The 24,010-nt window shown below is 64.8% G+C and carries 25 protein-coding genes; 11 read left to right on the forward strand and 14 right to left on the reverse strand.

The window, feature by feature from the left end; all coding sequences use genetic code 11:
- Positions 1-31: 31 nt before the first annotated feature.
- The 10 genes from ACQP1T_RS36515 to ACQP1T_RS36560 all read right to left on the reverse strand — a co-directional run bounded on the left by ACQP1T_RS36515 (position 32) and on the right by ACQP1T_RS36560 (position 10,294).
- Positions 32-1,438 carry an MCE family protein gene (locus tag ACQP1T_RS36515; protein WP_433757520.1) on the reverse strand — a complete coding sequence of 469 codons (1,407 nt, stop codon included), beginning with the start codon at positions 1,436-1,438 and terminating at the stop codon, positions 32-34.
- Positions 1,435-2,658, reverse strand: coding sequence for an MCE family protein (locus ACQP1T_RS36520; RefSeq protein ID WP_433757521.1), 1,224 nt, complete (start codon positions 2,656-2,658; stop codon positions 1,435-1,437). Before ACQP1T_RS36520 ends, ACQP1T_RS36515 begins: the two co-directional genes overlap by 4 nt.
- The gene (locus ACQP1T_RS36525; protein WP_433757522.1) at positions 2,655-3,923 is read right to left on the reverse strand and encodes an MCE family protein; all 1,269 of its coding nucleotides are present in this window, start codon (positions 3,921-3,923) and stop codon (positions 2,655-2,657) included. Before ACQP1T_RS36525 ends, ACQP1T_RS36520 begins: the two co-directional genes overlap by 4 nt.
- A complete protein-coding gene (locus tag ACQP1T_RS36530; RefSeq protein ID WP_433757523.1) occupies positions 3,920-4,987 on the reverse strand; it encodes an MCE family protein in 1,068 nt (355 codons plus the stop codon). Before ACQP1T_RS36530 ends, ACQP1T_RS36525 begins: the two co-directional genes overlap by 4 nt.
- On the reverse strand, positions 4,984-6,012 hold the full coding sequence (locus tag ACQP1T_RS36535; protein WP_433757524.1) for an MCE family protein: 1,029 nt from the start codon (positions 6,010-6,012) through the stop codon (positions 4,984-4,986). Before ACQP1T_RS36535 ends, ACQP1T_RS36530 begins: the two co-directional genes overlap by 4 nt.
- Positions 6,009-7,220, reverse strand: a complete 1,212-nt coding sequence (locus ACQP1T_RS36540; protein WP_433757525.1) for an MCE family protein — start codon at positions 7,218-7,220, stop codon at positions 6,009-6,011. The genes ACQP1T_RS36535 and ACQP1T_RS36540 overlap by 4 nt, the downstream gene beginning before the upstream one ends.
- 6 nt (positions 7,221-7,226) lie before the next feature.
- Complete coding sequence (locus ACQP1T_RS36545) at positions 7,227-8,078, reverse strand: MlaE family ABC transporter permease (protein WP_062988484.1); 852 nt, start codon at positions 8,076-8,078, stop codon at positions 7,227-7,229.
- A 4-nt stretch (positions 8,079-8,082) separates the two neighbouring features.
- Positions 8,083-8,847, reverse strand: a complete 765-nt coding sequence (locus ACQP1T_RS36550; protein ID WP_062988486.1) for an MlaE family ABC transporter permease — start codon at positions 8,845-8,847, stop codon at positions 8,083-8,085.
- A gap of 296 nt (positions 8,848-9,143) precedes the next feature.
- Entirely contained in the window at positions 9,144-10,061 is a 918-nt protein-coding gene (locus ACQP1T_RS36555) for a 3-oxoacyl-ACP reductase (protein WP_433757526.1), read from the reverse strand.
- Between the two features lie 44 nt (positions 10,062-10,105).
- A complete protein-coding gene (locus ACQP1T_RS36560; protein ID WP_062988489.1) occupies positions 10,106-10,294 on the reverse strand; it encodes a ferredoxin in 189 nt (62 codons plus the stop codon).
- A gap of 156 nt (positions 10,295-10,450) precedes the next feature.
- On the opposite strand from ACQP1T_RS36560, the gene ACQP1T_RS36565 reads away from it, so the two are divergent.
- From ACQP1T_RS36565 to ACQP1T_RS36580, 4 genes are all read left to right on the forward strand, one after another.
- Positions 10,451-11,644: an acyl-CoA dehydrogenase family protein gene (locus ACQP1T_RS36565; RefSeq protein ID WP_433757527.1), complete on the forward strand. Its 1,194-nt coding sequence runs from the start codon at positions 10,451-10,453 to the stop codon at positions 11,642-11,644.
- Positions 11,645-11,664: 20 nt separating this feature from the next.
- On the forward strand, positions 11,665-12,771 hold the full coding sequence (locus tag ACQP1T_RS36570) for an acyl-CoA dehydrogenase family protein (RefSeq protein ID WP_433757528.1): 1,107 nt from the start codon (positions 11,665-11,667) through the stop codon (positions 12,769-12,771).
- 164 nt (positions 12,772-12,935) lie between these two features.
- A complete protein-coding gene (locus ACQP1T_RS36575; RefSeq protein ID WP_433757529.1) occupies positions 12,936-13,175 on the forward strand; it encodes an AbrB/MazE/SpoVT family DNA-binding domain-containing protein in 240 nt (79 codons plus the stop codon).
- Complete coding sequence (locus tag ACQP1T_RS36580; RefSeq protein WP_433757530.1) at positions 13,165-13,602, forward strand: type II toxin-antitoxin system VapC family toxin; 438 nt, start codon at positions 13,165-13,167, stop codon at positions 13,600-13,602. The genes ACQP1T_RS36575 and ACQP1T_RS36580 overlap by 11 nt, the downstream gene beginning before the upstream one ends.
- A gap of 146 nt (positions 13,603-13,748) precedes the next feature.
- Here ACQP1T_RS36580 and ACQP1T_RS36585 read toward each other — a convergent pair whose 3' ends face one another.
- Positions 13,749-14,507: a helix-turn-helix transcriptional regulator gene (locus ACQP1T_RS36585; RefSeq protein WP_433757531.1), complete on the reverse strand. Its 759-nt coding sequence runs from the start codon at positions 14,505-14,507 to the stop codon at positions 13,749-13,751.
- Positions 14,508-14,554: 47 nt separating this feature from the next.
- A complete protein-coding gene (locus ACQP1T_RS36590) occupies positions 14,555-15,166 on the reverse strand; it encodes a TetR/AcrR family transcriptional regulator (RefSeq protein WP_245672316.1) in 612 nt (203 codons plus the stop codon).
- A gap of 86 nt (positions 15,167-15,252) precedes the next feature.
- On the opposite strand from ACQP1T_RS36590, the gene ACQP1T_RS36595 reads away from it, so the two are divergent.
- The 6 genes from ACQP1T_RS36595 to ACQP1T_RS36620 all read left to right on the forward strand — a co-directional run bounded on the left by ACQP1T_RS36595 (position 15,253) and on the right by ACQP1T_RS36620 (position 21,230).
- On the forward strand, positions 15,253-16,398 hold the full coding sequence (locus ACQP1T_RS36595; RefSeq protein ID WP_433757532.1) for a cytochrome P450: 1,146 nt from the start codon (positions 15,253-15,255) through the stop codon (positions 16,396-16,398).
- Positions 16,392-17,294, forward strand: a complete 903-nt coding sequence (locus tag ACQP1T_RS36600; RefSeq protein WP_433757533.1) for an SMP-30/gluconolactonase/LRE family protein — start codon at positions 16,392-16,394, stop codon at positions 17,292-17,294. The genes ACQP1T_RS36595 and ACQP1T_RS36600 overlap by 7 nt, the downstream gene beginning before the upstream one ends.
- 37 nt (positions 17,295-17,331) lie before the next feature.
- Positions 17,332-18,441, forward strand: a complete 1,110-nt coding sequence (locus ACQP1T_RS36605) for a cytochrome P450 (protein ID WP_433757534.1) — start codon at positions 17,332-17,334, stop codon at positions 18,439-18,441.
- A 70-nt stretch (positions 18,442-18,511) separates the two neighbouring features.
- Positions 18,512-19,303, forward strand: a complete 792-nt coding sequence (locus tag ACQP1T_RS36610) for an alpha/beta fold hydrolase (RefSeq protein ID WP_433757535.1) — start codon at positions 18,512-18,514, stop codon at positions 19,301-19,303.
- Positions 19,304-19,491: 188 nt separating this feature from the next.
- Positions 19,492-20,466: a hypothetical protein gene (locus tag ACQP1T_RS36615; protein WP_433757536.1), complete on the forward strand. Its 975-nt coding sequence runs from the start codon at positions 19,492-19,494 to the stop codon at positions 20,464-20,466.
- Entirely contained in the window at positions 20,463-21,230 is a 768-nt protein-coding gene (locus tag ACQP1T_RS36620; protein WP_433757538.1) for an SDR family NAD(P)-dependent oxidoreductase, read from the forward strand. The genes ACQP1T_RS36615 and ACQP1T_RS36620 overlap by 4 nt, the downstream gene beginning before the upstream one ends.
- On the opposite strand, the gene ACQP1T_RS36625 is transcribed toward ACQP1T_RS36620, so the two are convergent.
- Positions 21,227-21,817 carry a TetR family transcriptional regulator gene (locus ACQP1T_RS36625; protein ID WP_433757539.1) on the reverse strand — a complete coding sequence of 197 codons (591 nt, stop codon included), beginning with the start codon at positions 21,815-21,817 and terminating at the stop codon, positions 21,227-21,229. The two genes, ACQP1T_RS36620 and ACQP1T_RS36625, sit on opposite strands and share 4 nt — an antisense overlap.
- Before the next feature lie 100 nt (positions 21,818-21,917).
- Here ACQP1T_RS36625 and ACQP1T_RS36630 point away from each other — a divergent pair, with 100 nt between their 5' ends.
- Entirely contained in the window at positions 21,918-23,099 is a 1,182-nt protein-coding gene (locus ACQP1T_RS36630) for an FAD-dependent oxidoreductase (protein WP_433757540.1), read from the forward strand.
- Between the two features lie 41 nt (positions 23,100-23,140).
- Here ACQP1T_RS36630 and ACQP1T_RS36635 read toward each other — a convergent pair whose 3' ends face one another.
- Entirely contained in the window at positions 23,141-23,971 is an 831-nt protein-coding gene (locus tag ACQP1T_RS36635; protein ID WP_433762504.1) for a thioesterase family protein, read from the reverse strand.
- Positions 23,972-24,010: the final 39 nt, after the last annotated feature.

A 24,010-nucleotide genomic window follows, 5' to 3' on the forward strand; every position in this document is an offset into this window, starting at 1 on the left:
CGCTGTGACATTGGTCGTTCGCTGCGCTCTCTCACTGCTGCTCCTGAAGCATCGCCTGCCAACTCGACGGTATCGTGCCGGATCCGTCCTTTCCGATATCCCCCTGACGGTACGTGCGCCCGTCCGGTCCCATGAACGTCCCACTGCCGGGATCCAATGTCGTACTGTGTGCCGCCGGGTGGGTCGAGCCCTGATCGCCGATGGGGCCACCCGACGGCGTCACCGGCTGCGGCGCACCGAACGCGGGGTTGTTGCCTTCGGGCACATAGCCGTTCGGGTCGCGGCACAGCTCCGGCGTCGGCGCCCGCTTACCCGGCACCTCCATGCACGGCGTATTGCGGATACCGCGCACAGCTTCCCTGGCGTTCTGCGCCACCTTGCAGTACAGCCCTGGCGGCGTGTCCGGGGTGTCGAGCTGGGCGGGCGAGCGGCGCTGTTCGGGCGTGAGGAAGCCGGTGGTGCAGCCGGGCGGGTCGTTGAGTTCCAGGTGGAAGTCCACGACGGCACCGTATTCGACGGGGCCGCGGATGGCCGTCAGGAACGCGGCCGTCAGCGGTGGGTAAATCACCAGGATCTGTTCCAGACCCGAGTGATAGGTCACCGCGACCTGACCGACGCTGACCAGATTCGACAGCAGGATCGGCAGGGTCGGGCGCAGGTCCTGGAACAGTGAACTCACCTGCTGTGCCGCACCGGGCGTCTTCTCGATGACATCGCGCAGTGCCGGATCATGGGCGCGCAGTTGGTCGGTGACGGTTGCCAGATCCTGGGTCCAGGACCGGATCGCGGCATCGGACTGATTCTGCGTGTCCAGCAGCGGCCCGATCTTTTCCAGCAGGTCCTTGGTCGGCTCGGCATTCGCCTGGGCCTCCTGCACCAGCAGCGATGCGGAATCGATGAATTTCTGCAGATCCGGTCCGGCGCCGTTGAAGGCCTTGAACGCATCGTCGATCACCTGCCGGAGCTTGGTATCGGCAATGCTGGACAGCAGACGATCGGAGCGATCGAGCACAGTGCCGATATCCTCGGGCAGCTTGGTGCGGTCCACCGGAATCACCGAACCGTCGGAGAGGTTGCCGCCCTTGGCATCAGCGGCCGGTACCAGATCGACGTACTGCTCACCGATGGCCGAGACACTACGCACCCACGCGTCGACGTCGGACGGAATCTTGTAATCGCTATCGATGGAAAGCTTCGCGTCCACACCGGTCGGGGTGAGCCGAACCTCTTGCACCTTGCCGACATTCGTGCCGCGGTAGGCGACATTGGCCGTCGGATACAGCCCGCCGGTCGCCAATAATTTGACCGTCACCTCATAGCGGCCGATACCGAACATGGCGGGCAGTCCCACATAGGTGCCGCCCATCACCACCAACCCGATCACGGTCAACACCGAGAAGATGCCCAACTGGATCCGGACGAAGCGCGTGAGTTTCATCGGCCCGCACCTTCCTGCCCTGCGGGCGGAACGGTGAGGCCCGGGATCGCGGGCAGACCCGGAATCGGCGGCAGCCCAGGGATACTCGGCGTCGGAGCCGGAGTCGCGCCCGGTGACTGCAGCGGCGCCGTGGCCGGATTGCTGTTGCCCTCCGCGGAACCGGCTAGACCGCCGAGTGCGCCCTCCACCCCGCCGAACCGACCGCCGAGCGGAGTTCCGGTGAGGAAGTTCGAATCCAACCGCTTGCCGGTGATATCGACGGTCATGAGCAGGTTCATGTAATCGCCCTTGACCGCGTGATCGAGATTCTTCATCGGGAACGGGAAGGTGAGGAGTATCTTCAAGACCTCGACCAGGCTGTTCCCGGTGCTGCTCAGCGTCTCCAGCACGGGTGCCAGATTCGCCAGATTCGCCTTCAGATTGTCCCCGCCCTGCGCGATGATCCGCTGCACCACATCGCTCAGATCACCTAGGGCGGTAAGAGTTTGGGTGATGTTCTCGCGCCGATCGGCGAGCACGGTGAGCGCCGGATGAATCTGTTCGATCGCCGCGGCTACCCGATCCTTCTGCTTGGCGAGCGTGCCCGCGAACCGGTCGAGACCGCCCATCGCATCGATGATGTCTTTGGTCTGGGAATCCAGGGTGGTGGTCAGCTCGGTCAGCTGCGGCAGCAGATCCCGGATCGCATCCTCGCGACCGTTGAACGCGGCATTGAGTTCGTGGGTAATGGTTTCGAGCTGACTGATGCCGCCGCCGTTGAGCACCACCGACAGCGATGACAAGGTCTGCTCGGTAGTCGGATAGACGCCCGCCCGCTCCAACGGGATCAGGTCGCCGTTCTTCAGCTCACCCTGTGCCGGAACATCTTTCGGCGCGGCGAGTTCGAGATGATTGCTGCCGAGCAGACTGGTCTGCCCGATCCGGGCGGTCGCATTCGCTGGCAGCTTCACATCGTGGTTCAACGAGACGGTGACCAGCGCGTGCCAACCCTCCACCTCGATCTTCTTCACCGTGCCGACCGTCACGTCGTGCACGCGGACCGGCGAATTACGGGTCAGCGTGGTGACATTGGGCATCTGGATCTCGACTTCGTAGGCGTTCGGATCACTTCCGGCCGTACCCGGCATCGGCAGCGAATTGAGCCCGTCCCACTCGCAGCCGCTGACGCCGAGCACGACGGCCAATCCGATTGCCGCACCGGCGATTTGCCTCCGCATCATCGCCCTCCTCCCGGAATGGCCAGTCCGGCAATGCCGTTCGGCACGGTGACCGGATCCGATTGCGGCACCGAATCACTCGGTCCGCGCGCGGCAAGACTCGGCGGACTGTAGACGAGCTGATGCGGGAACGCGGTCTGGTTGGAGGCCGGATTGGCGAGCAGCGGTGGGTAATTCATCATGAGCTGCTGGATCACCGGTGCCAGATACTGGCGGCACAGCGCGGCACTCTGATCGGAACCGTTCGCATCATTCGCCTCGACCGCGCCGCAGAGGAAGGCGAACGGGTTGGCGAAGTTCGTCCCGACAACGGCACCGGTGAGACTGCCCTGCGCCGGATCGTAGATCTGATAGAAGTTCGCCAGCGACGTCGGCCCGGAATGCAATACCTGCTCGAGCTGGGGCCGCTTGTCCGCAAGGATCTGGGTAACCTCGGCCAGCCGCTGCACCCCCTCGGTCAGCGCCCCGCCGCGCTCTTGGATGAACCGCTGCACATCACCGACGGCGATGTCGAGGTTGTCCAGTCCGGCACCGAGATCGCCGGAAACATTCGCGAGCACCGAGGACACCGAGGCGAGCCGCCCGCCGAACTGCACGATCTGATCGTTGCTCTTGGACAGCACATCCACGAACTGCTGCAGATTGCGGATGGTGCCGAACAGATCGGTGCGCCCGTCCGACAACGTGCTCAGCGTGTGCGACAACTCGCGCAGGGTGTCGCGCAGCGCCTCCGCATTGCCGTTGCCGAGATTGTCGGCGGCGGTATTCACGAACCGCCCGAACGAGCCCTGCTTATCGTCGCCAACCGGCCCCAATGTCGTTGCCAGCTTGGACAATTCGGCCTTGATGTCGTCCCATTCGACCGGCACCGCGGTGTGCTCGATCGGAATCACGCTGCCGTCGTGCATTTTCGGGCCGCCGGTGTATGCCGGGGCCAATTGGATGAACCGCGCCGAGACCAGCGACGGCGAAATGATGACCGCCTTGGCATCCGTGGGGATCTCGATACCGCGATCGAGTGTCATCGCGACCCGGACCTGGTCCCGACCGGGATCGATAGAGTCGATCCGGCCGACCTTGACCCCGAGCACCCGCACCTCGTCACCGGCGTACAGACCGGTCGTGGACGGAAAATACGCGGTGATCGAGGTCTTTCCGAGCCGCGATAGCAGTGACCATCCCCCGGCGATCACCAGCGCGGCGATGACGACCAGCGCGAGCACCCGCACCCAGCGCGGTGCCGAACGAACAGTGCGCAATGCATTCATCGAGGCGGCTCCTGAATCGCGGGCTCGATCGACGGCAACGCGGGGTCGGTCAGATATGCGCGGAAGGAGTCGGGCACATGCTGCGGCCACACCAGCGCGTCGACCAGGATCTGCAGGCCGCGCGTGGTCGCGTTCGAGACATATGCCTGGAAGTACGGACCGCTGCCGACCTGTTCACCGAGCGCGGCCGAGAACGGACCGAGTCCATCCAGCGCCTTCGACAGGTTGTCTTTATTGGACTGCAGCAGTGCGAGCACCGAATTCAGCCGATCCAATGTGGGTTTCAGCTGCGCCTCGTTGTCGTTGACGAGGCCGGTCAGCTGTTGCGCCAGCCCGTTGATGTACACGATCAACTGACTGAGCGCGCCGCGCCGCCGATCCAATTCGCCGAGCAACTCATTGCCGTCGACCAGCAGCGCGTTGATCTGATTGCTGCGATCGGCGAGCACCTTGGTGACGTTCTGCGCCCGGCTGAGCAACTCGGTCAGCGCCTGATCTCTGGCATTCAGGCTGCGCGAGAGTTGGGTGACGCCGTCGAGTGCCGAACGCAACGGAGCTGGGGTATCGGCGAATGTCGTGGACAATGCGTCCAGCGTCTGGTTGACCCTGTCCATATCCAGGCCCTTGACGGTATTGGTCAGATCGCCGAGCGCGTCGGTGAGCGAATACGGCGAGGTGGTTCGGTCCAGCGGAATGGTGTCGTTGGGCCGGGTCGAACCGCTGCCTGATGGAGTCACCTCGAGCGATTTGCGGCCCAGCACCGTATTGGTCTTGATGGCGGCACTCGTCTTGTTGCCCAGCACGATTCCCTCGTCCAGGGTGAACCGGACATAGACCTTCGCACCGTCCAGCTTCACCTGCTCGACGCGTCCCGACTTCACACCCGCGACCTGCACATTGTCACCGGGAACCAGTCCACCGGCATCGGCGAAGTACGCGGTATAGGTCGCGCCGGAGCGAATGAACGGCAGCCGGTCGACCTGTAGTGCGGACAGCGAGATCGTGGTCGCGACGACAATGCCGATAATGCCGAGCGAGACTGCGCGTGATCGGGTTTCCTTCATCGGTTCTTCGCACACCTTCCCGTCGTCTGCATCCCGGGCAGGGTGATGTGCAACGGCTTGCCGTCCGGCCCGTCGACAATGAAGTTCGTGCCGCACACGTACATATTCAGGAACGAACCGTAGGAACCGATCCGGACCAGCTTCTTGTAGGTGTCCGGCAGCCGGTCCAATACCCACTGGACGGTGTCGGAGCCGTCGTCGAGGGTTGCCGCGACGGCGCCGGTCTGCTCGATGGTGGTCTTCAGATCCGGCCGGGCCTGCTGCAGCAGATCGGTCAGATCCCCGGTCGCCCCGGCGATCCGCGGCAGGGCGGCACCGATCGGATCCTTATCGGCGGCCAGACCGCTGACCAGCCGCTGCAATTCCTCGAGTGTGGTGGCGAACTGCTGATCGCGGTCATCGATCGTGGCCAGCACGGTCTTCAGATTCTCGATCACACTGCCGATCAACGCATCTCGATCGGCGAGGGTCTTGGCGAACGATCCGGAACTGTTCAGCAGCGCGACAAGTGTGCCGCCCTGCCCCTGGAAAACCTGGAGCAGCGCCTCGGTCAGATCGTTGACCTGAGCCGGATCTAGGCCGCGCAGCAGCGGTTTGAAGCCACCGAGCAACATATCGAGGTCGAGCGCGGGCGAGCTGCGATCGACGCCGATGGTGGCGCCCTTGGACATCACCTGCGCGGTGCCCGGACCCTCCAGCAGTTCGAGATAGCGGTCACCGACCAGGTTTTCATAACGGATGGTCACCTTGGTGCTGGTGTAGAGCCGGTACCTGCTGTCCACATCGAAATCGACGTGCGCGAGATTGTCCTTACCTACATGCACCCCGGTCACCGAACCCACTGGCACACCGGCGATTCGAACCTTCGCACCGTCCGCCATGCCGGAGGAGTTGGTGAAGACCGCGTGATAGCCGGTCTCCCTGGCGAATCGCATCTGGCTGAACACCACCACCAGTCCGGCCAATACCAGCGCCATCACCAGCGTGAAGATGGTCAGTTTGACTGTTGTCGCGTGCGGTTTCACAGCTGCCCCACCCCCGGCAATCCAGCGAACAACAGCTGGAACACCTTGGGCCCGTTCAGATGTGTCGTCGTCGACGGCGTCCACACATGGCCCTGGGAGGTGTCGGTGACCACGAAGTTCGCGTGGCTGTCCGGCACCCGGTCCAGCACGCCCTCACAGTGCGGCCCACCGGTGGCATTCACCTTCGGCAGATCCTGCGGGTACTGGTAGGGATCGGCGCCCGGCATGAAACTCGCATTCAGCGGCACCGCGTCGAACCGTCCGCCGAAGATGTCCTCACCGATCGGGAGCACATTGGCCAGGCCGACAACCAGGCAGTACAGCGCGGGCTTGTAGTCGTCGAGCAACTGGGTGGTCGGACGCAGCAGATCCAGCGCCGTCACCAGCGGCTGCTCGTTCTCGTGCAGCACCGAGCCGGTGGTATCGGCCAATCCGATGAGGTTGGCCAGCATGGCATCGACGTTCTCCTGCTCCTCGACGAGCGTCGCGGCCGTCACGATCGCGTTATCGGTGGTGCGCAACAGATCCGGCACGGTGTCGGCATACAGGTTGGTGACCCCGGTCGAGGAGACCAGATCCCTTTGCAACGCGGGCAGACTCGGGTTGATATCGCGCAGGTAGGCATCGCTGCGGGCGAGCAGATCACCGAGCTTCTCACCACGTCCCTGCAGCGCGGTGCCCAGCGCCGACAGGGTGGCATTGAGCTTTTCCGGCTCGATCTTCTGCAGCACATCGGTCAGATGCTGGAACAGCGTATTGAATTCGACGGTCACCGCTTCGGCCGTCACGGTCGATCCCGGCTTCAGTGCAGTCGATGAAGGCTGTTCCGGCGCAGTGAAATTGATGTACTTGGCGCCGAATACGGTGGTGGACTTGATATCCACGGTCGCATTGGACGGAACCATCTTCAGCAGTTCGGGATCCATCGCCAGCGTCAGCTTCGCACCGTCGGCGGTCTGCTTGATCTGCGAGACCCGCCCGATCTCCACACCGCGGATCTTCACCTTGGCGTCGGGATCGAGCACCAGACCGCTGCGCGGTGCGTCCACCGTGACGGTCACCGTCTTGGTGAATCCGCCGACGAACATGACCATCGCGACCGACACGATCGCGACCAGCGCGATCACCATGCCGAGCCCGGCGAGCTTGAGCCCGAGCCCGGCGCGCAGTGCCGCGCCGAGGCCGTTTCCCGATTGCTTCGTTGCCATACCGCTCTACCCGGAGAGATGGAAGTTGCCGGAGGTGCCGTAGATGGCCAGCGAGATCAGCAGTGTCACCGTGACCACCGCGACCAACGAGGCCCGCACCGCATTGCCGACCGCGATCCCGACGCCGACCGGTCCGCCCGCGGCGTTGTAGCCGTAATAGGTGTGAATCATCATGACCGCCAAGGCCATGAAGATCGCCTGGGCGAAGGACCAGAGGATGTCGCTCGGGATCAGGAAGGTGGAGAAGTAGTGGTCGTAGACGCCCGCCGACTGTCCGTAGATGACCACGGTGGCGAATCGGCTGGCGATGAACGAACAGATCACCGCGAGCGCGTACAGCGGCACGATCGCGATCATGCCCGCGAGCACCCGGGTGCCGACCAGAAACGGCATCGGCCGGATCGCCATGGACTCCAGTGCATCGATCTCCTCGGCCACCCGCATGGCGCCCAGCTGCGCGGTCGAACCCGCGCCGATCGTTGCCGCCAAACCGATTCCGGAGATCACCGGCGCCGCGATGCGCACATTGATGAATGCCGCGAAGAAGCCCGTCAATGCCTCGACGCCGATATTGCCGAGCGAACTGTAACCCTGCACCGCGATGGTGCCGCCGGTGAACAGCGTGAGAAATCCGACGATGACCACGGTGCCGCCGATAACCGCCAAAGCGCCTGTGCCCATACTGATTTCGGCGATCAAACGAATGGTCTCGGTCCGATAGTGCGTCAGTGCGCGTGGGATGGAACCGATCGTCTGCGCATAGAACACCGCATGTTTACCCACCGAATCGAGCGAATTCGAAAAACGACGCACTCGCCGCACGGTACGCGGGAAGCGGGATTGGATTACGAATGCCATCGCCTCACCGCGCCGCGAACTTGATGCCGACAGCGGTGACCACGACATTCACCACGAACAGGGCCATAAAGGCGAAGACAACGGTCTGATTCACCGCATCACCGACACTCTTGGGACCACCTTTGACATTCAGGCCGAGATAACAGGCCACCAGTCCGGCGATCAGCCCGAACAAACCGGCCTTCACTTCGGAGATGACCAGCTCGGGCAGATGGGTGAGCAGCGTGATGCCATTGACGAATGCGCCCGGATTCACATCCTGCAGCAGCACCGAGAACAGGAAGCCGCCGACGATGCCGATGGTGCACACCAGGCCGTTCAACATCAATGCCACGAACATCGAGGCCAGCACCCGCGGCACCACCAGCCGATGCACGGGGTCGATACCGAGGACACGCATCGCATCGATCTCCTCGCGAATGGTTCGCGCTCCGAGATCCGCGCAGATCGCGGTGGCGCCAGCGCCCGCCACGATCAATACGGTGACAATCGGCCCGACCTGGGTTACCGCACCGAATGCCGCACCGGCACCGCTGAGATCGGCGGCGCCGATTTCGCGCAGCAGGATGTTGAGCGTGAAGCTCACCAGCACGGTGAACGGAATCGCCACCAGCAGTGTCGGAATGATCGAAACGCGTGCGATGAACCAGGCCTGATCAATGAACTCGCGCCCTTGGAACGGACGTCGAATGCTGGCCCGCGCGACATCGGCGACGAGTTCGAAGAATCCGCCGACTGCCCGCAATGGCACAGCAAGGACCTCGTTCATGCACGATCCTCCTTGCTCATCCTGCTGATTCCGCTCATCGCACGATGCCCCGCCCTGGCCACATCGCCGCAACGATTAGAACACGTTCACATTGCTGTAGGAAGCTTTTTGGCATATTTGAGCTGCCATTTTTCCTAAATTCGACCCATGAATTTGTAACAGGTGTCATTTGAGGGTGGACTAACCCTTGTGAGGCGTCACACACCGTTGACTTCCATGTCTACCAAGCGCCGCATCGGTGATCAACAACTGGTCGGGTGATCAGCTAGCCTCCGATGGCACCTGCCATCACAGTGTCAGTTGTCCAGATCGATCAATGAAGACGCTGAAAACGTACGCCCCGCCGGCCGCTGCGCGAAGTAACCGCCGAGCGTGGCGGCCAGATCATTTACCGACCAGTGATCATCGGCGGCATCGAAGCGCTGTTCGACGACCGGCGCGGCCATCAAGGCGACCATCGGTCCGTACACCACGAACAGCTGACCGTTGACCGCATCGGCGGCGGGTGAAGCGAGATAGGTGACCAACCGGGCCACATGATCCGGCGAGAGCGGATCGATGCCGCCCTCCGGCGCGGCACTGAAGACCGCCTCGGTCATCGCGGTACGCGCCCGCGGCGCAATGGCATTGGCGCGCACGCCGAATCGGGACAGCCCGCGCGCGGCGGACAGCGTCAGCGCGGTGATACCGGCCTTGGCCGCGCCGTAGTTGGCCTGCCCCTCCGGACCGAGCATGCCGGCCTCGGAAGAGGTGTTGACGAGTCTGCCGTAGATCGGCGCGCCCGCCGCCTTGGACTTGGCCCGCCAGTAAGCGCCGGCGTTCCGAGTCAATAGGAAATGGCCGCGCAGATGCACCGCGATCACCGCGTCGAAGTCCTCGTCGGACATGTTGAACAACATGCGGTCGCGGGTGATGCCCGCATTGTTCACCACGATGTCGACGCTGCCGAAGGCCTGCTCGGCGGTGCTGATGAGCGCGTCGGCGGTCGCGCGCTCGGCAATGCTGCCCGCGACGAACTCGGCCTTGGCGCCGAGTGCACGGATATCGGCGAGGGTTTCGGCCACCGCATCCGATTCCGTCAGGTCGTTGACCACCACCGACGCGCCCGCCCCCGCCAAGGCCAGCGCCTCGGCGCGCCCCAGCCCGGCGCCGCCACCGGTAACGATGGCAACCCGCCCCGCAAGGCTCACATCCGTGTTGTCCACATCACTCACGGGGCCGACTCTAGAACGTGTTCTCACCAACGGCAAGCCATCGGCTACTGCAACTTCAGCGCCGCCTTCGGGCATTGGGCGACCGCATCCTCGACATCGGCGAGCCGATCGTCGGGCACGTCGGCCGACACGATGTGCAGCACGTCCTCGTCATCGAGTTCGAACACGTCGGGGGCGATTCCGACACAGATTCCGTTGGCCTCGCACTGATCCAGATCGACCGTGACCTTCATAGGAACTCCTTAAACGCGACTCTGGTCGAAGCGTAACAACACCAGGTCGTATCGGGTACCGCCATTGTGCGGATTCGGTAGCAATACTGGAACATGTTTCAGTTCGTATGCAATGATCGGTTGACCGACACCGAACGAGGGGCATGAGGTATTGCCATGCGCATTGCGTACACGCCGCAGCAGGAAGAGCTCCGCGCGGAGCTGCGCGACTACTTCGCGCGGCTGATCACCCCGGAGCGCCGAGCCGCGCTGAGCGCGACCACCGGCGAGTACGGCCACGGCAATGTCTACCGCGAGGTGGTCCAGGAAATGGGCCGCGACGGCTGGCTCACCCTGGCCTGGCCGAAGGAGTTCGGCGGCCAGGACCGCCCGACCATGGACCAGCTGATCTTCACCGATGAGGCCGCCATCGCGGGTGCGCCGGTGCCGTTCCTCACCATCAATTCGGTGGCGCCGACGATCATGCATTACGGCAGCGAGGAGCAGAAGAAGTTCTTCCTGCCCAAGATCGCCGCGGGCGAACTGCACTTCTCCATCGGCTATTCGGAACCGGGCGCCGGCACCGACCTGGCCAGCCTGCGCACCACCGCCGTGCGCGACGGCGACGACTATGTGATCAACGGCCAGAAGATGTGGACCAGCCTGATCGCCTACGCCGACTATGTCTGGCTCGCGGTTCGCACCGATCCGACCGCCAACAAGCACAAGGGCATCAGCATGCTCATCGTGCCGACCACCGCCGAGGGCTTCTCCTGGACACCGGTGCACACCATGGCCGGACCGGACACCAGCGCCACCTACTACCAAGACGTTCGGGTGCCGACGAGTTCGCTCGTCGGGCAGGAGAACGGCGGCTGGGCGCTGATCACCAACCAGCTCAACCACGAGCGGGTCGCGCTGACCTCGGCCGGGCCGCTCATGGTCGCGCTGAATCAGACCACCGAATGGGCGCGCAACACCAAGGCGGGCGACGGATCCAGGGTCATCGATCAGGAATGGGTGCAGCTCAATCTGGCCAGGGTGCAGGCCAAGGTCGAATATCTGAAGTTGCTGAACTGGGAGATCGCCAGCCGCGCCGATGCGGGCGGGGATGCCGCGCCCCGGCCGTGGGATGCCTCGACCTGCAAGGTCTACGGCACCGAACTGTCCACCGAGGCCTATCGCCTGCTGATGGAAATCCTCGGGCCGCAGGCCTATCTGCGTCAGGATTCGCCCGGCGCCGAGCTGCGTGGACGGCTGGAGCGGTTCCACCGTGCCGCACTGATCCTCACCTTCGGTGGCGGCACCAACGAGGTCCAGCGCGACATCATCGCCATGACCGCACTGAAGCAACCCGCCGCGGCGCGCTGAGCAGAAAGTAGGTAGACACCATGGACTTCACCCCCACCGAAGCTCAGCTCGATCTGACCCGCCTGACCGCCGAGGTCTGCGCCAAATTGGTCACCGCGGACCGGATCCGCGAACTCGACACCGAGGGCCGCTTCGACGAACCGCTGTGGCAATCCCTCGCCGAGACCGGCGTATTGGCCGCCGCACTGCCGGAAGCAGTGGGCGGCGGCGATTTCGGTGCGCTCGAGCAGAGCGCCGTGCTGCGTGAACTGGGCAAGCATGTCGCCGCGGTCCCGTACCTCTGGTCGATCGTGGTCGGCGCGGGTGCGCTCGCGCTTTTCGGCTCGGACGCCCAACAGGATTGGGCGCGCCAAGCGGGCGCGGGCAGCATAATCCTCACCGCCGGGCTCGCCGAGGAGCACAACTGGGAGCCGACCAAGCCGACCACGGTCGCGCACGAGGCCGATGGCGGCTGGCGACTCACCGGCGCGAAGACCACCGTGCCCTATGCCGATCGCGCGGCCCGAATCCTGGTCCCCGCCACGGTTTCCGGAGCACCCGCGCTGTTCCTGGTGGATCCCGCCGATGCGACCGTGCAGGTGACCGCCCAGCGTGTGGTCGACTTCAGCGCCGAGTTCGGCGTCGAATTCCATGACACCCCGGCCGAATTGGTCGCGACGGTGGCCTCCGGCGCCGAGATCCTGGACTGGATCCTGACCCGCGCCTGGCTCGGTCTGAGCGCGCAGCAATTGGGCACCTTGGAACGCGCACTCGAACTCGTCGCCGAATATGCCCGCGAACGTGAACAATTCGGCAAGGCGGTGGGCAGCTTCCAGGCGGTCGCGCAGCGCCTGGCCGACGCCTACATCGACGTCCAGGGGCTTCGGCTGGCGGTCACCCAGGCCGCCTGGCGGGTTTCGGAGGATCTGGCCAGCGCGGAAGCGGTACACACCGCAAAATTCTGGGCCGCCGATGCCGGACATCGAGTGGCGCACACCGTGGTTCATGTACACGGCGGCGTCGGCATCGACCGCGACCACATCGTGCACAACTACTTCACCGCCGCCAAGCACAATGAATTCGCACTCGGCGCGGCCACCGATCACCTGCGCGCCATCGGCACGCTGCTCGCGGAAACTCCTGCCTGACCGGGCGCTGGCGACTGCTTGCAGGTCGCTCGAAAGGGTCGGTATCCGCACCCCCTGATCGGCCCGCCGGACCTGCCACCGGCGGGCCGATCGCTGCGCGACGCAGCCGCTCATACTAGTATTACGTAATACACGTATTACAGATACGGACCGAGGAGAGCATTGTGCTACTCAACAGCAAGGGCCAGGTGACTATCCCGGCACAGCTGCGCGCCAAGCACAATCTGCGCGAGGGCGACGACGTCGAAATCATCGAGGTCGATGGCACCCTTCGGATCGTGCGGACCGAGGGCGCCCCCACTCGGGGTCAACGCCTCGTCCGGCGCCTGCGCGGAACCGCGGACAGCCGAGACATCGAAGGTATGAGCACGAACGAGATCATGGAATTGCTGCGTGGCGAGTAGTCCAACTCCTATCGGCGGGCCCGCCGTCCTGATCGATTCGTGTGTGCTACTCGATGTCATGACCAATGACGAGCACTGGGCGCAGTGGTCGATGGACCGAATCACCGAGGCACTCGATTCCGGTCGGGTGGTCATCAACCCGATCATCTACGCAGAGGTCTCCGTGGGGTATGACAGCGTCGAAGAGTTGGACGATTTGCTGCCCGCCGATGAGTTCGAGCGCGAGGCTTTGCCATTCCGCGCCGGATTCCTGGCGGGTAAGGCATTTCAGCGCTATCGCCGTAACAGCGGTGAGAAGCGCTCCCCGATGCCCGACTTCTACATCGGCGCCCATGCCGCAGTCGCCGGATATCGATTACTGACGCGGGACGCTACCCGGTACCGCGGCTATTTTCCGACCATAGAACTAATCGCCCCCATGCCATGAAACAGGCCGCACCGGTTGCCGACTCGCGGCGCGCGGTCGACCTCTTCGAATCACGAACGCCTCGCACGCCGCCCTGCGAGCTGTTGTTGCAGTGGTTGTTCGGGTCAGCGGGTCGTTGTGAGGGCGGTGCTCGGCGAAAACGGCCGTCATTCGGCCGCATTGTCCTCGAGCAACCCGACGAAAAGTTGTCGGGTCGGCTCGGGCAGCGTGGTGCGGAATCGTTGGACGTGGATTTCGAATGGCTTGCCGGTCTTGCGATTTCGAAGCCGGATGGTCGGGTCGCGGCGGCCGATGTGGACCCGGCCGGTATTCCACAGGCGGTGAAAGTCGGGCTGAACGCCCAGCTCGCGCAGTAGCGGCTGGACATCGGATCGTGCACCCGCACGGCCCGCATAGGCGCGCAACCGCCCCACCATAAGATCCGCCTCCCGCTCCCATTCCTCGATCACCAGTCGCGCCCGCGGATCGGTGAACATCCAGCGCAGCACATGTCCGTTCGGTCGTAGACCGGGAAAAGCAGCATCGAAGGCGTCGTTGCAGTCGATGACGCGCCAGCCGTCGTCGAGCGCTGCCGCGAGATGCGGGGTCAGCGCGTCGAGCGTCTTGCGCACGGGCGGGCGCACCGGGCCCGGCTGCGGCGCGGCGCCGCTGAATCGCTGCTGCGCAAGGTGATACAGATGGATGCGCTCGTCCGGATCCAGTGCGAAGACATCGGCGAGCGCATCCAGAATCGATGGGCTCGGATTGAACGCGCCGCCCTGTTCGATCTTGGCGAGATAGCCGACGCTGGAGTGGATCGCCTCGGCGAGCTGCTGTCGGCTCAGGCCGCCGGGATGCGCCGCGGTCGGTCGCTGCCGCCGCATCCGTACGAATTCGGCGAGCGTCGGCACCTGTAGTTCATCCATGTTCCTCCTTCGGGTCGCCGCCCATGGATGACGTTATGCCTTGCCGCTCAATCCTTCTGGACCAATTCGCCGCCGGCGACCTCGATGAGCGCACGGGCCGCGCGATTGATCCGTTCGGCGGCATCGTCGAGGTCCGGCTGTCCGGCATCGAGCCAGGCGATCACGGCGTCCAGGATGAAGGTGGGGATGACCTGCGCGGCCCAGTCCTGCCATGGCCCCGCGGGCACGGCATCGGTGAGATACCGCTGCGCGATCATCGTCGAATAGCTGCGGACCATATCGATCACATCGCGGAATTCGGGCTCGCGGACCGCATGACGGAACAACAGGCGGAAGGCGTCCGGGTCCGCGGCCGCCGCGCGAAGCAGCGCGGAAATGCTTGTGCCGTCGAGCTTTTCGGTGCCGACCGCGTCGCCGAGCCGGGTGTAGGCCCGTTCCAGTACAGCCCGGTACAGATCGGCCTTCGAGGCGAAATGTCGATAGAGGATGACGTGCGTAATGCCCGCCTCGGCGGCGATATCGGGCAGGCCCGTCCCGGTGAATCCATTGCGGGCCACCGCGCGAGTGGCGGCGGCGAGGATCTGCTCGCGCCGCTGGGCGCGCGGCATGCGCCGGACGGGTTCGGCCGAAGTCTCGGCGGGCGTTGGGCTTTCGGGCATGACATCACCTCCTTGTTCAAGTGGAATAGTACAAGTAATTATGTTTAAGCTTGCTTGTACAAGAGCTTGTTAGCAAGGAGTGAGCCATGACCACCGATTCATCGGAACTCGCGTGCCCCTTCACCGGAACCGACACCGCATCCAGCTCGATCAGCCGCGTCCGTACCGCGACGGGCGACGAAGCCTGGAAGGTCAGCGGCTATCACAAGGTGAAGGAACTGTTCACCGATGTGCGGCTCGGCCGCTCCCATCCGACACCGGAGACCGCGGCACGGTCGTCGGAGTCGGTGTTCTTCGGCCGTCCCTTCGGGAACTTCGAAACCGAACCCGCCGATAACGCGCGCATGCGCGGGCTGCTCAATCCGCTGTTCTCGGCCAAGCGAATGCGCGAACTCACGCCGCGGGTGGCCGCGTTCACTACACAACTGCTCGACGATATGGCCGAAAAGGGCTCCCCCGCCGACCTGCACCGAGCCTTCGCCGAACCGCTGCCGCTGCTGGTCATCAGCGAACTACTCGGGGTCCCCTACGAGGATCGCGCGCAGTTCCGGAGCTGGAGCGAGGCGCTATTCGACACCAGCGACGGCGCGAAGTCGGGACAGGCCGGGGCCGAATGGTTCCTCTACTGCAAATCGCTGGTCGAACGGCTGCGCCGGGAACCGGGCGAGGGCGTGATCGCCAAGCTGTGCGAGGTGCCGGATCTGGCCGACGATGCCATCGCGACGCTCGCCATGGGCTTGCTGTTGGCCGGGCACGAAACCACGGTCGTCGAGATCGGCCTGTGCACCGTGCAATTGCTCCGGAATCCGGCGCAGTGGCAGCAGCTGGTCGACCACCCTGAGCTGGTGCCCGCCGCGATCGAGGAACTGCTGCGGGTACACGATTCCACCGCCTTCGCCCGGTATGCGCGCACCGATATGGAGATCGACGGCGTCACCGTGCGGACCGGCGATCTGGTGCTGCTCGATGTCGATTCGGCCAACCATGATCCGGAGATCTTCACCAATGCGCGCCAACTCGACGTGACCCGGGCGGAGGGGCAGCATCTGGCATTCGGCTACGGCCTGCACTACTGCACCGGCGCGCCGCTGGCTCGCATCGAATTGCAGGTCGCCTTCGGTCAGCTGATATCCCGCTTCCCGACACTGCATCTGACGGTCGACCCCGATGAGTTGAAGGTGCGCGAGAACGTTGTCACCAAGGGCCTGACCTCGTTGCCCGTCGCATGGTGAACGCGGCACGGGTCGGCATCGCGATTGCCTGCGCGCTCGTCGGCGTGCTCCCGGTTTCGGCAGTGGCCGAACCGGTTTCGTGTGGCACCGCGACCGCGACGATCGCGGCGGCCGCTGTCGTGCGGGACGAGGACTGGGCCGAGGGTTTGGCCTATGACGCGCACGGTGACCTGTGGGTCTCGCGGGTGCGACGCAACGAAGTGGTGCGCTATGACCCGTCCGGCCGGGTCACCGCCAGGGTCGGGGTCTCGTATCCCGGTGCGGTGAAACTCGGCCCGGACCAACTGATCTACGTGACGTACGGGAACTTCCCGACCAATCTGGTACCCGGCTCGACCGGCGGCGGGGTCATCCGCATCGACCCCTCGGCCGAGATTCCGCTGGCCGAGATATTCGCCTCCGGTCTTGGCATGGCCAATGGCGCCGCATTCGACCCGGCGGGAAACCTTTTCGTCGCCGACACCTCGACCGGCGTTGTCCGGATCCGGCCGGACGGCAGCGTCGACGCCGAATGGTCCGACCGGGCAAAGCATTTCGGTGCCGATGGGGTTCTGGTCGACGGCGACGCACTGTACGTCACGCTCTATCTCAGCCCGAGCGGCCGCATCCTGCGCATCCCGCTCGATGATCCGTCGCTCGTCACCGTCGTCGCGGATCTTGCGGCCGGGCCCGGCGCACCCCCGCTACCCGACGATCTCGCCATCGGTCCGGACGGCCTGCTCTACGACGCCACCACCTCGGGTCGACTGGTGCGCATCAACCCGACGGATCACTCGACGTGCACCGTCCTGACGGGCGAGCCGATGACCTCGATCGTCGTATCGCGAAGCAACGCACGGGAATTACTGGTCGGCACCGCCAGCGGCAATCTGCTGCGGGTGCGCCTGCCCGAATGACTCTGACCCGAGAACTACGTAAGGAGTGACCGTGGACATGGGCTGCCCCGTCACGGGCGACACCATCCAGCGCACCCGCACCGCACTCGGCCATGAAGGCTGGTTGGCCACCAGCTACGCGCAGGTCCGGACGTTATTCGCCGATCCGCGCCTCGGCCGTGCCCATCCCACACCGGAAACCGCCGCGCGAGCATCGGATTCGATGTTCTTCGGCGGACCGCTCGGCAATTTCGAGACCGAGCCGGCCGATCAGGCCCGATTGCGCGAGTTGGTGGTTCCGTTCTTCTCACCCGGGCGAATGCGCGAATTGCGACCCAGGGTGGAAGAACTCACCACGCGGCTGTTCGACGAGATGGCCGCGAAGGGCTCCCCGGCCGACCTGCACACCGCCGTGGCACTGCCGCTGCCGCTGTTGGTCATCTGCGAACTGCTCGGTGTGCCCTACGCCGACCGCGATCAGTTCCGCGCCTGGACCGAGGCTCTCGGCGAACAGCACGATGCCGCGAAGGTGCAGCAGGGTGTCGCGGGACTATTCGAATACTTCATGGCATTGGTCCAGCGCAAACGACACGACCAGGCCGATGACGTGTTGTCTCGGCTGTGCGCCCGGGACGATCTGTCCGATCAGGGTATCGCCACGCTCGGCCTCGGCTTGTTGTTCGGCGGCCACGAGACCACGGTGGTCCAGATCGGGGTCGGCGCCAAACGGTTGCTGGAGAACCTCGACCAATGGCAGGCACTGGTCGACGATCCCGAACTGGTGCCGACCGCGATCGAAGAATTGCTTCGGACGGCCGAGGCCACCCAGATGCCCCGTTACGCGCGCACCGATATGGAGATCGACGGCAACGAGGTCCGCACCGGTGATCTCGTCCTGCTGGATCTGACCGCGGCCAACCATGATCCGACCGTGTTCACCGATCCCGACCGGGTCGATGTGACCCGAAAGGACGGCTCCCACGTGACCTTCGGCTACGGTGCCAGGCACTGCATCGGCGCACCGTTGGCCCGCATCGAATTGCACACGGTCTTCACCCAATTGGTGACCCGCTTCCCGACCATGCGCTTGGCCGTCGACCCGGCCGCCGTGCCGATGCGCACAAGCAGCTTCACCGGCGGTGTCGAGGAGTTGCCCGTGATGTGGTGAAAACCGTTGGTATAACCGGTTCTTGTTAGGCTGCTCGCTTCGGGGGACGCAGTCTGACAGGAGCACGGTTATGCCCTTCGTAACCTCCGCTGGCGCGAAAGTGCACTTCGTCGACAGCGGAGGATCCGGGCCCGCGGTGGTGCTCGGGCACGCCTTCTTCATGGATCACGAAATGTTCGCGAACCAGGTTGCCGCGCTCGCACCGAAGTACCGCGTGATCTCGATCGATGCGCGCGGACACGGGCTGACCGAACATGACGGCGGCGCATACAGTTTCTGGGATCTGGCCCGCGATGCCTGGTCGGTGGTCGACCAGCTCGGCATCGACCGGGTGGTCGTCGGCGGTGCCGGGCAGGGCGGGTTCACCGCGCTGCGCATGGCCTTGCTGTGTCCGCCACGAGTGGACGGACTGATTCTGCTCGGGTGTTCCGCGCAGGCCTACAGCGGCGTGCAACGGATCGGCTATCGCCAGGTCACCGATGCCTGGATCGGAACGGGGCCGTTGACGGTGATCGCGAAGATGGTGGCGGGGTTGATCATCGGTGGTGATCGGTCCGATCATCAACCGTGGCTGGCCAAATGGTTGCGCGGTGATCGGGAACGCGTCGCCGCGGCCGCCGACTGTCTGATCAATGTGGACGACATCTCGGATCTCATCGGCGAAATCACCTGTCCCGCATTATTGGTCCGCGGCGCCTTCGACCCGGCCTTCGATCACGACTCGGTGGATCTGCTGACAAAGGGACTCGGCGGTCCCGCGGAATTCCACACCGTCGAGGGGGCAGCGCACACACCCAATCTCACGCACGCGTGCGAAATCGACCAGCTGATGCTGCGATTCCTCGGGCGACTCGGCCGGTAGTACTACTGATCAGGGGTACTACCGGTCAGGGGGTGGCCAACGCCTGGTCCGGCGAAACTCTTGCCCATCGGGGCGCTCGCTTGGTGTATTCGATACGGCGGCGCCGCCAATTCCGTTCCGGTCGAACGTGATTCACAGATACGCAGTGGGTGTCGCCATTGTGCGCCCCGGCGTGGGTAGGACAGGCAATGAGGGTTTCTTTTCTATTCGGTGGACAGGTCAGTCTGACCGCCGAAGTCATCGATGAGTTCTGCGAGCGGTGCCCGTCCATCGCACTCGTCTACGAAGAAGCCGCCGCGGTGACCGGATTATCGGTGGACCGACTGCGCGCAAGGGAACTGGCCGCGGAAATGGCGAGCGAACCGGAGGATCGGCACAGCCTCGGCGCATTGCGCCAGGCCGCCTTCGCACTCGGCCTGGCCGAGGATCTGGCCGCGGGCGGTTTCGAACCGGAGGCCGCCGGTGGACTGAGCCTGGGTGCGCTGATCAGCACCTGCGTGGCCGGAGCGGTACAGCGGCACGATTTGTTCGGCATGCTCCATCACCGCCGACTCGTACCCGAATCGCCGGAAGGTGTTGCGGCACAAGGGATGGGGCTGATGTACACGCCGATCGAGGACGATCCGGCGAACTACTACGGTGCACGCCGACCCGGTGTGCACCTCGCCGTTGATACCGGTCCGATCGATGACGTGCACCGGTCGTTCGTGATCTCGGGTTATCTCACGGCGCTGCAAGCGATCCTGGCCGAAATCGAGGCATCCTCGGATACCCGCCAAATGTTCGTGCTCGACGCGTACAAGGGTGCCTTCCATTCGCCGCTGCAGCAGCATGCCGCGGATTTCATGCGCGGCTTCGTCGACGAGATGACCTTCCTCGATCCGAAATTCCCGGTCTGCTCCCCGGTGCGCCAGCGCAGTTTGACCACCGCCGACGATGTCCGGGATTTCGTGCTGCACAACAACTTACAGCCCGCACGATACGAGCCGCTGATTCAGGAGATGGACGCTATCGGCATCCGCGGCGGCCTGATCCTCGGCCCCGGCCTGCCGCAGCCCGCGGTTCGGCCCTTCCCCGTCGAATTGGTCGCCGAGCCGATCGATCTCGACCGGCTGCCCGAGATCGCGCAGTTGTTGGCCGAGCGGGATGTGCAGAGCGTATGAAACGTTTCGCGCAACGCCGAGTGCTGGTGACCGGCGCGGGATCCGGCATCGGCCGGGCCATCGTCTTGCGGCTGCTCGATGAGGGGGCGGAGGTGGTGGGCGTCAGCAGGAGCGGCGATGGGCTCGCCAAGACGGCCCAGCTCGCGATGGATCAGGAGTCGGGCGACCGGCTCACCGTCGCGTCGCTCGATATCGCGGACGAGGGGGCGGTCGCGCAGACCGTGCCCGAACTGACAGCCGGGATGGGCGGCCTGGACGTGCTGGTGAATGCCGCTGGGATCGTGCGCATGTCGCATACCCACGAGACCACGACCGAGCTGTGGAATACCGTCCTCGGCACCAATCTGACCGGATCGTTCCTGGTGACCCGGACCGCCCTGCCCGCACTGCTGGAGTCCGGGCGCGCGGTGGTGGTCAATATCAGCTCGAATGCGGCGTCCTATGCCGCGCCGTATCGCGCGGCGTACGCGGCGAGCAAGGGCGGACTGGAGGCCTTCACCCGGGTGCTGGCGCTGGAGTACAGCAAGCGGAATCTGCGCGCGGTCTGCGTCTCGCCCGGCGGCATCGAGACGGCCATGACCTACAGCCTGCTCGATGTGCCACCGGATATCGATCCGACCCTGATGAGCAAGATGGCTCCGGCCATCGGGCCGCTGCTCGGCACACCCGAGATGGTTGCCGGTGTGGTCGCGATGGTCGCCTCCGATGATGGCGAATTCATCACGGGGACAACGATTCACGTCGACGGTGGCGCACACGTCTAAGCGCTGATCGGCGTCGATGTCAGATAGCGCTGGAGGGTCGGTGCGATATCGGCGATGATCTGTTGCCGCGTCAGGCCGACCACCGGCGACAGCTCGAGCACATAGCGACACAGCGCGAGCCCGAGCAACTGGGTGACGATCAGACCCCCGCGGCGCTGCGCGTCGGCCGGATCACCGAAGCGCAGCACCGCGGGCAGCACCTGTTCGGCGAAGATCTGCCGAAAGCGTTGACTCACCGCCTCATCGGTGATCGATGAGCGCAACAGAATCACCAGCACCTCGTTATCGGGCTGGTCCTCCCAGATCTCCAGGAATCGGCGAACCAATAGTTCGCCGATGGCATCCGGGTCGGCCGCGGCGAGATCCGGCAGGTCGAGGCGCACATCGACGGCCGCGGCGAAGAGTCCGTCTTTGCTGCCGAAGTAGCGCATCACCATCGACGGATCGATCGCGGCATCGGCGGCAATGGCGCGGATGGTCGCCTTGCGAAAACCCTCGGCGGCGAAGCGGGCGCGGGCCGCGGCAAGGATGGCCGCGCGGGTGGCGTCGGAGCGCCGTGCAGGCGGTTGATCAGGCTCGATGTTCATGCCAACAAGTGTAGGCCAACAACTGTTGACTTACATAGCCGGTGCGCGATACGGTTATGCCAACAAGCGTTGGCCTACAGAAGTTGACCTAGGAGTTCCGATGAACACCACCCCGCTGCCGGAGACCACTTCCGTCGTCATCGTCGGAGCCGGTCCGGCCGGACTGACCACCGCGATCACCCTGGCCGACGCCGGTATCGACTTCGTACTGCTGGACCGGCTCGCCGAGGGCGCGAACACCTCGCGCGCCGCGGTGGTACACGCCAGGACCCTCGAGGTGCTGCAGGAACTGGGCATTGCCGAAGAGCTCGTCGACCGCGGCATCGTGGTGCCGACCTTCCGGGTGCTGGACGGCAACCGCACACTGGCGACAGTGCCGTTCGGCGGACTGCCCACCGAGTACCCATACACCCTGATGGTTCCGCAGGACACCACCGAGGCCGTACTGCTCGCACGATTGCGCAAGGCGGGCGGGGATGTACACCGGCCCTACCGGATCACCGAGGTCGTCGATGAAAACGACGGCGTCACGGTCGAATACGTCGACGGCGCGGACGCGAGCGGCACAATTCGGGCGGACTATGTGGTCGGTGCGGACGGAATGCACAGCGTCGTCCGGGAGCAGGCGGGTATCGGCTTCACCGGCGACACCTACCCGGAATCCTTCATCCTCGCCGATGTCCGGATGGACTGGCCGATCGCGCGTGACGAAGTGGCACTGCACCTTTCGCCGGAGGGCGTGACGGTGGTCGCACCGCTGCCGGACGACACCGATCCGAATCGGTACCGGGTCGTGGCAACCGTCGACGAGGCCCCCGAACACCCGACCATCGAGGATATTCAGACCATCCTGGACACCCGCGGCCCCGGCGGCAGCGTGAAAGTCCGTGAGGTGCTGTGGAGCTCGCGCTTCCGGGTGCACCACCGCGTCGCGGATCACTACCGCGCGGGCCGCCTGCTACTGGCCGGCGATGCCGCACATGTGCACAGCCCGGCGGGCGGACAGGGGATGAACACCGGCATCCAGGACGCGGCCTTCCTCGGTCCGCTACTCGCCCGGGTGGTCAACGGCGAGCCCGACAATGTGCTCGATACCTACGAAACCACCCGTCGCCCAGTCGCTCTCGGCGTCGTCGCCTTCACCGATCGGATGACGAAGATGGCCACCCTGCGCCCGCTCCCGGCGCGCGTCGTCCGCAATACCGTTATGACGGTGGCGACCCGGATCCCGGCGGTCCGGAACAAGCTCGCATTCCGCCTCGCGGAACTCGCCAACCGATAGTCCCCGCAGAAACGGCCCGCCCGGCAAGTGCCCGGCGGGCCTTACCTATTCGCGGCCTCGACGTGACTGATCCCGTTGGAGAAATCGACCTGGCGTTCGGCGTTCGACAGCGCGGTCACCACACAGGTCCCGAAGGATCCGTGCCGATCGAACAGCGTCGCGGCGCCCACCGCGATCCCGTCGGCGCTGATGTGCATATCGGCCTCGAGCCCTATTTCCACGCCCACGGCGGGCCGCGCGAGTGCCAGGGTCAGATCGGTATTGATGAATCCGATTCCGGCGCTGCCCCAATTGGTCATCATGCTGGTCCCCTCGCCGATGATGGTCGCACCGACGAATGCGGACGGCGTCTGCCCCTCGATCAACGGCATCGGCACCTGCCAGCTCCGTTTGCGACTGCCGTTCTGATGTTCACCGATCCGTGTCGACCACCCGTCGGCATGGGCGTCGCTGCCCCACATCGGCGCCCGCGGCAGGTCGGTCGGCGGAGAGATCTCGATCGGCGGCGGCGCGGGTTGATCCCGCCGGGTCCACAACTCCCCCGGCGGCTGTGCCGACTTCTTCAAGAAGACCGCCGTCGCCCTAGCAACATCGGCGCCGTCCTGCATCAGCGCGGCATCCGCGACCCGGATCCGCCGCCCCTCGCGCACCAATTCGGTGACCACCTGGACCGGTTGCCTGCGCGTGGGCCGGAACAGATCGACGGTCAGCCTGGCGGGCACGAATCCGTCCCGACCGTGTTCGCTTTCGAGCGCCTGCGCCAGCAGTCCACAGATCGCGGGACCGTTGACCATATCCGGCGACCAAGCGCTCGCGGCGAACGGCAACGGCTCGAAGCCGAGCGCGGTCTCCTCGAAAAACCCCAAGCGCATTGCCAATTCGATCTCCTATTCCATCGGCGCACCGAAACG

The organism is Nocardia sp. CA-135398 (assembly GCF_050955845.1).
GTDB lineage: Bacteria > Actinomycetota > Actinomycetes > Mycobacteriales > Mycobacteriaceae > Nocardia.

Bases quoted from the DNA above. Each gene is read 5' to 3' on its own strand.
- ACQP1T_RS36515 (WP_433757520.1), bottom strand. From the start codon at position 1,438: ATGAAACTCACGCGCTTCGTCCGGATCCAGTTGGGCATCTTCTCGGTG.
- ACQP1T_RS36520 (WP_433757521.1), bottom strand. From the start codon at position 2,658: ATGATGCGGAGGCAAATCGCCGGTGCGGCAATCGGATTGGCCGTCGTG.
- ACQP1T_RS36525 (WP_433757522.1), bottom strand. From the start codon at position 3,923: ATGAATGCATTGCGCACTGTTCGTTCGGCACCGCGCTGGGTGCGGGTG.
- ACQP1T_RS36530 (WP_433757523.1), bottom strand. From the start codon at position 4,987: ATGAAGGAAACCCGATCACGCGCAGTCTCGCTCGGCATTATCGGCATT.
- ACQP1T_RS36540 (WP_433757525.1), bottom strand. From the start codon at position 7,220: ATGGCAACGAAGCAATCGGGAAACGGCCTCGGCGCGGCACTGCGCGCC.
- ACQP1T_RS36545 (WP_062988484.1), bottom strand. From the start codon at position 8,078: ATGGCATTCGTAATCCAATCCCGCTTCCCGCGTACCGTGCGGCGAGTG.
- ACQP1T_RS36550 (WP_062988486.1), bottom strand. From the start codon at position 8,847: ATGAACGAGGTCCTTGCTGTGCCATTGCGGGCAGTCGGCGGATTCTTC.
- ACQP1T_RS36560 (WP_062988489.1), bottom strand. From the start codon at position 10,294: ATGAAGGTCACGGTCGATCTGGATCAGTGCGAGGCCAACGGAATCTGT.
- ACQP1T_RS36565 (WP_433757527.1), top strand. From the start codon at position 10,451: ATGCGCATTGCGTACACGCCGCAGCAGGAAGAGCTCCGCGCGGAGCTG.
- ACQP1T_RS36570 (WP_433757528.1), top strand. From the start codon at position 11,665: ATGGACTTCACCCCCACCGAAGCTCAGCTCGATCTGACCCGCCTGACC.
- ACQP1T_RS36585 (WP_433757531.1), bottom strand. From the start codon at position 14,507: ATGGATGAACTACAGGTGCCGACGCTCGCCGAATTCGTACGGATGCGG.
- ACQP1T_RS36590 (WP_245672316.1), bottom strand. From the start codon at position 15,166: ATGCCCGAAAGCCCAACGCCCGCCGAGACTTCGGCCGAACCCGTCCGG.
- ACQP1T_RS36595 (WP_433757532.1), top strand. From the start codon at position 15,253: ATGACCACCGATTCATCGGAACTCGCGTGCCCCTTCACCGGAACCGAC.
- ACQP1T_RS36600 (WP_433757533.1), top strand. From the start codon at position 16,392: ATGGTGAACGCGGCACGGGTCGGCATCGCGATTGCCTGCGCGCTCGTC.
- ACQP1T_RS36605 (WP_433757534.1), top strand. From the start codon at position 17,332: ATGGGCTGCCCCGTCACGGGCGACACCATCCAGCGCACCCGCACCGCA.
- ACQP1T_RS36610 (WP_433757535.1), top strand. From the start codon at position 18,512: ATGCCCTTCGTAACCTCCGCTGGCGCGAAAGTGCACTTCGTCGACAGC.
- ACQP1T_RS36615 (WP_433757536.1), top strand. From the start codon at position 19,492: ATGAGGGTTTCTTTTCTATTCGGTGGACAGGTCAGTCTGACCGCCGAA.
- ACQP1T_RS36620 (WP_433757538.1), top strand. From the start codon at position 20,463: ATGAAACGTTTCGCGCAACGCCGAGTGCTGGTGACCGGCGCGGGATCC.
- ACQP1T_RS36625 (WP_433757539.1), bottom strand. From the start codon at position 21,817: ATGAACATCGAGCCTGATCAACCGCCTGCACGGCGCTCCGACGCCACC.
- ACQP1T_RS36630 (WP_433757540.1), top strand. From the start codon at position 21,918: ATGAACACCACCCCGCTGCCGGAGACCACTTCCGTCGTCATCGTCGGA.
- ACQP1T_RS36635 (WP_433762504.1), bottom strand. From the start codon at position 23,971: ATGCGCTTGGGGTTTTTCGAGGAGACCGCGCTCGGCTTCGAGCCGTTG.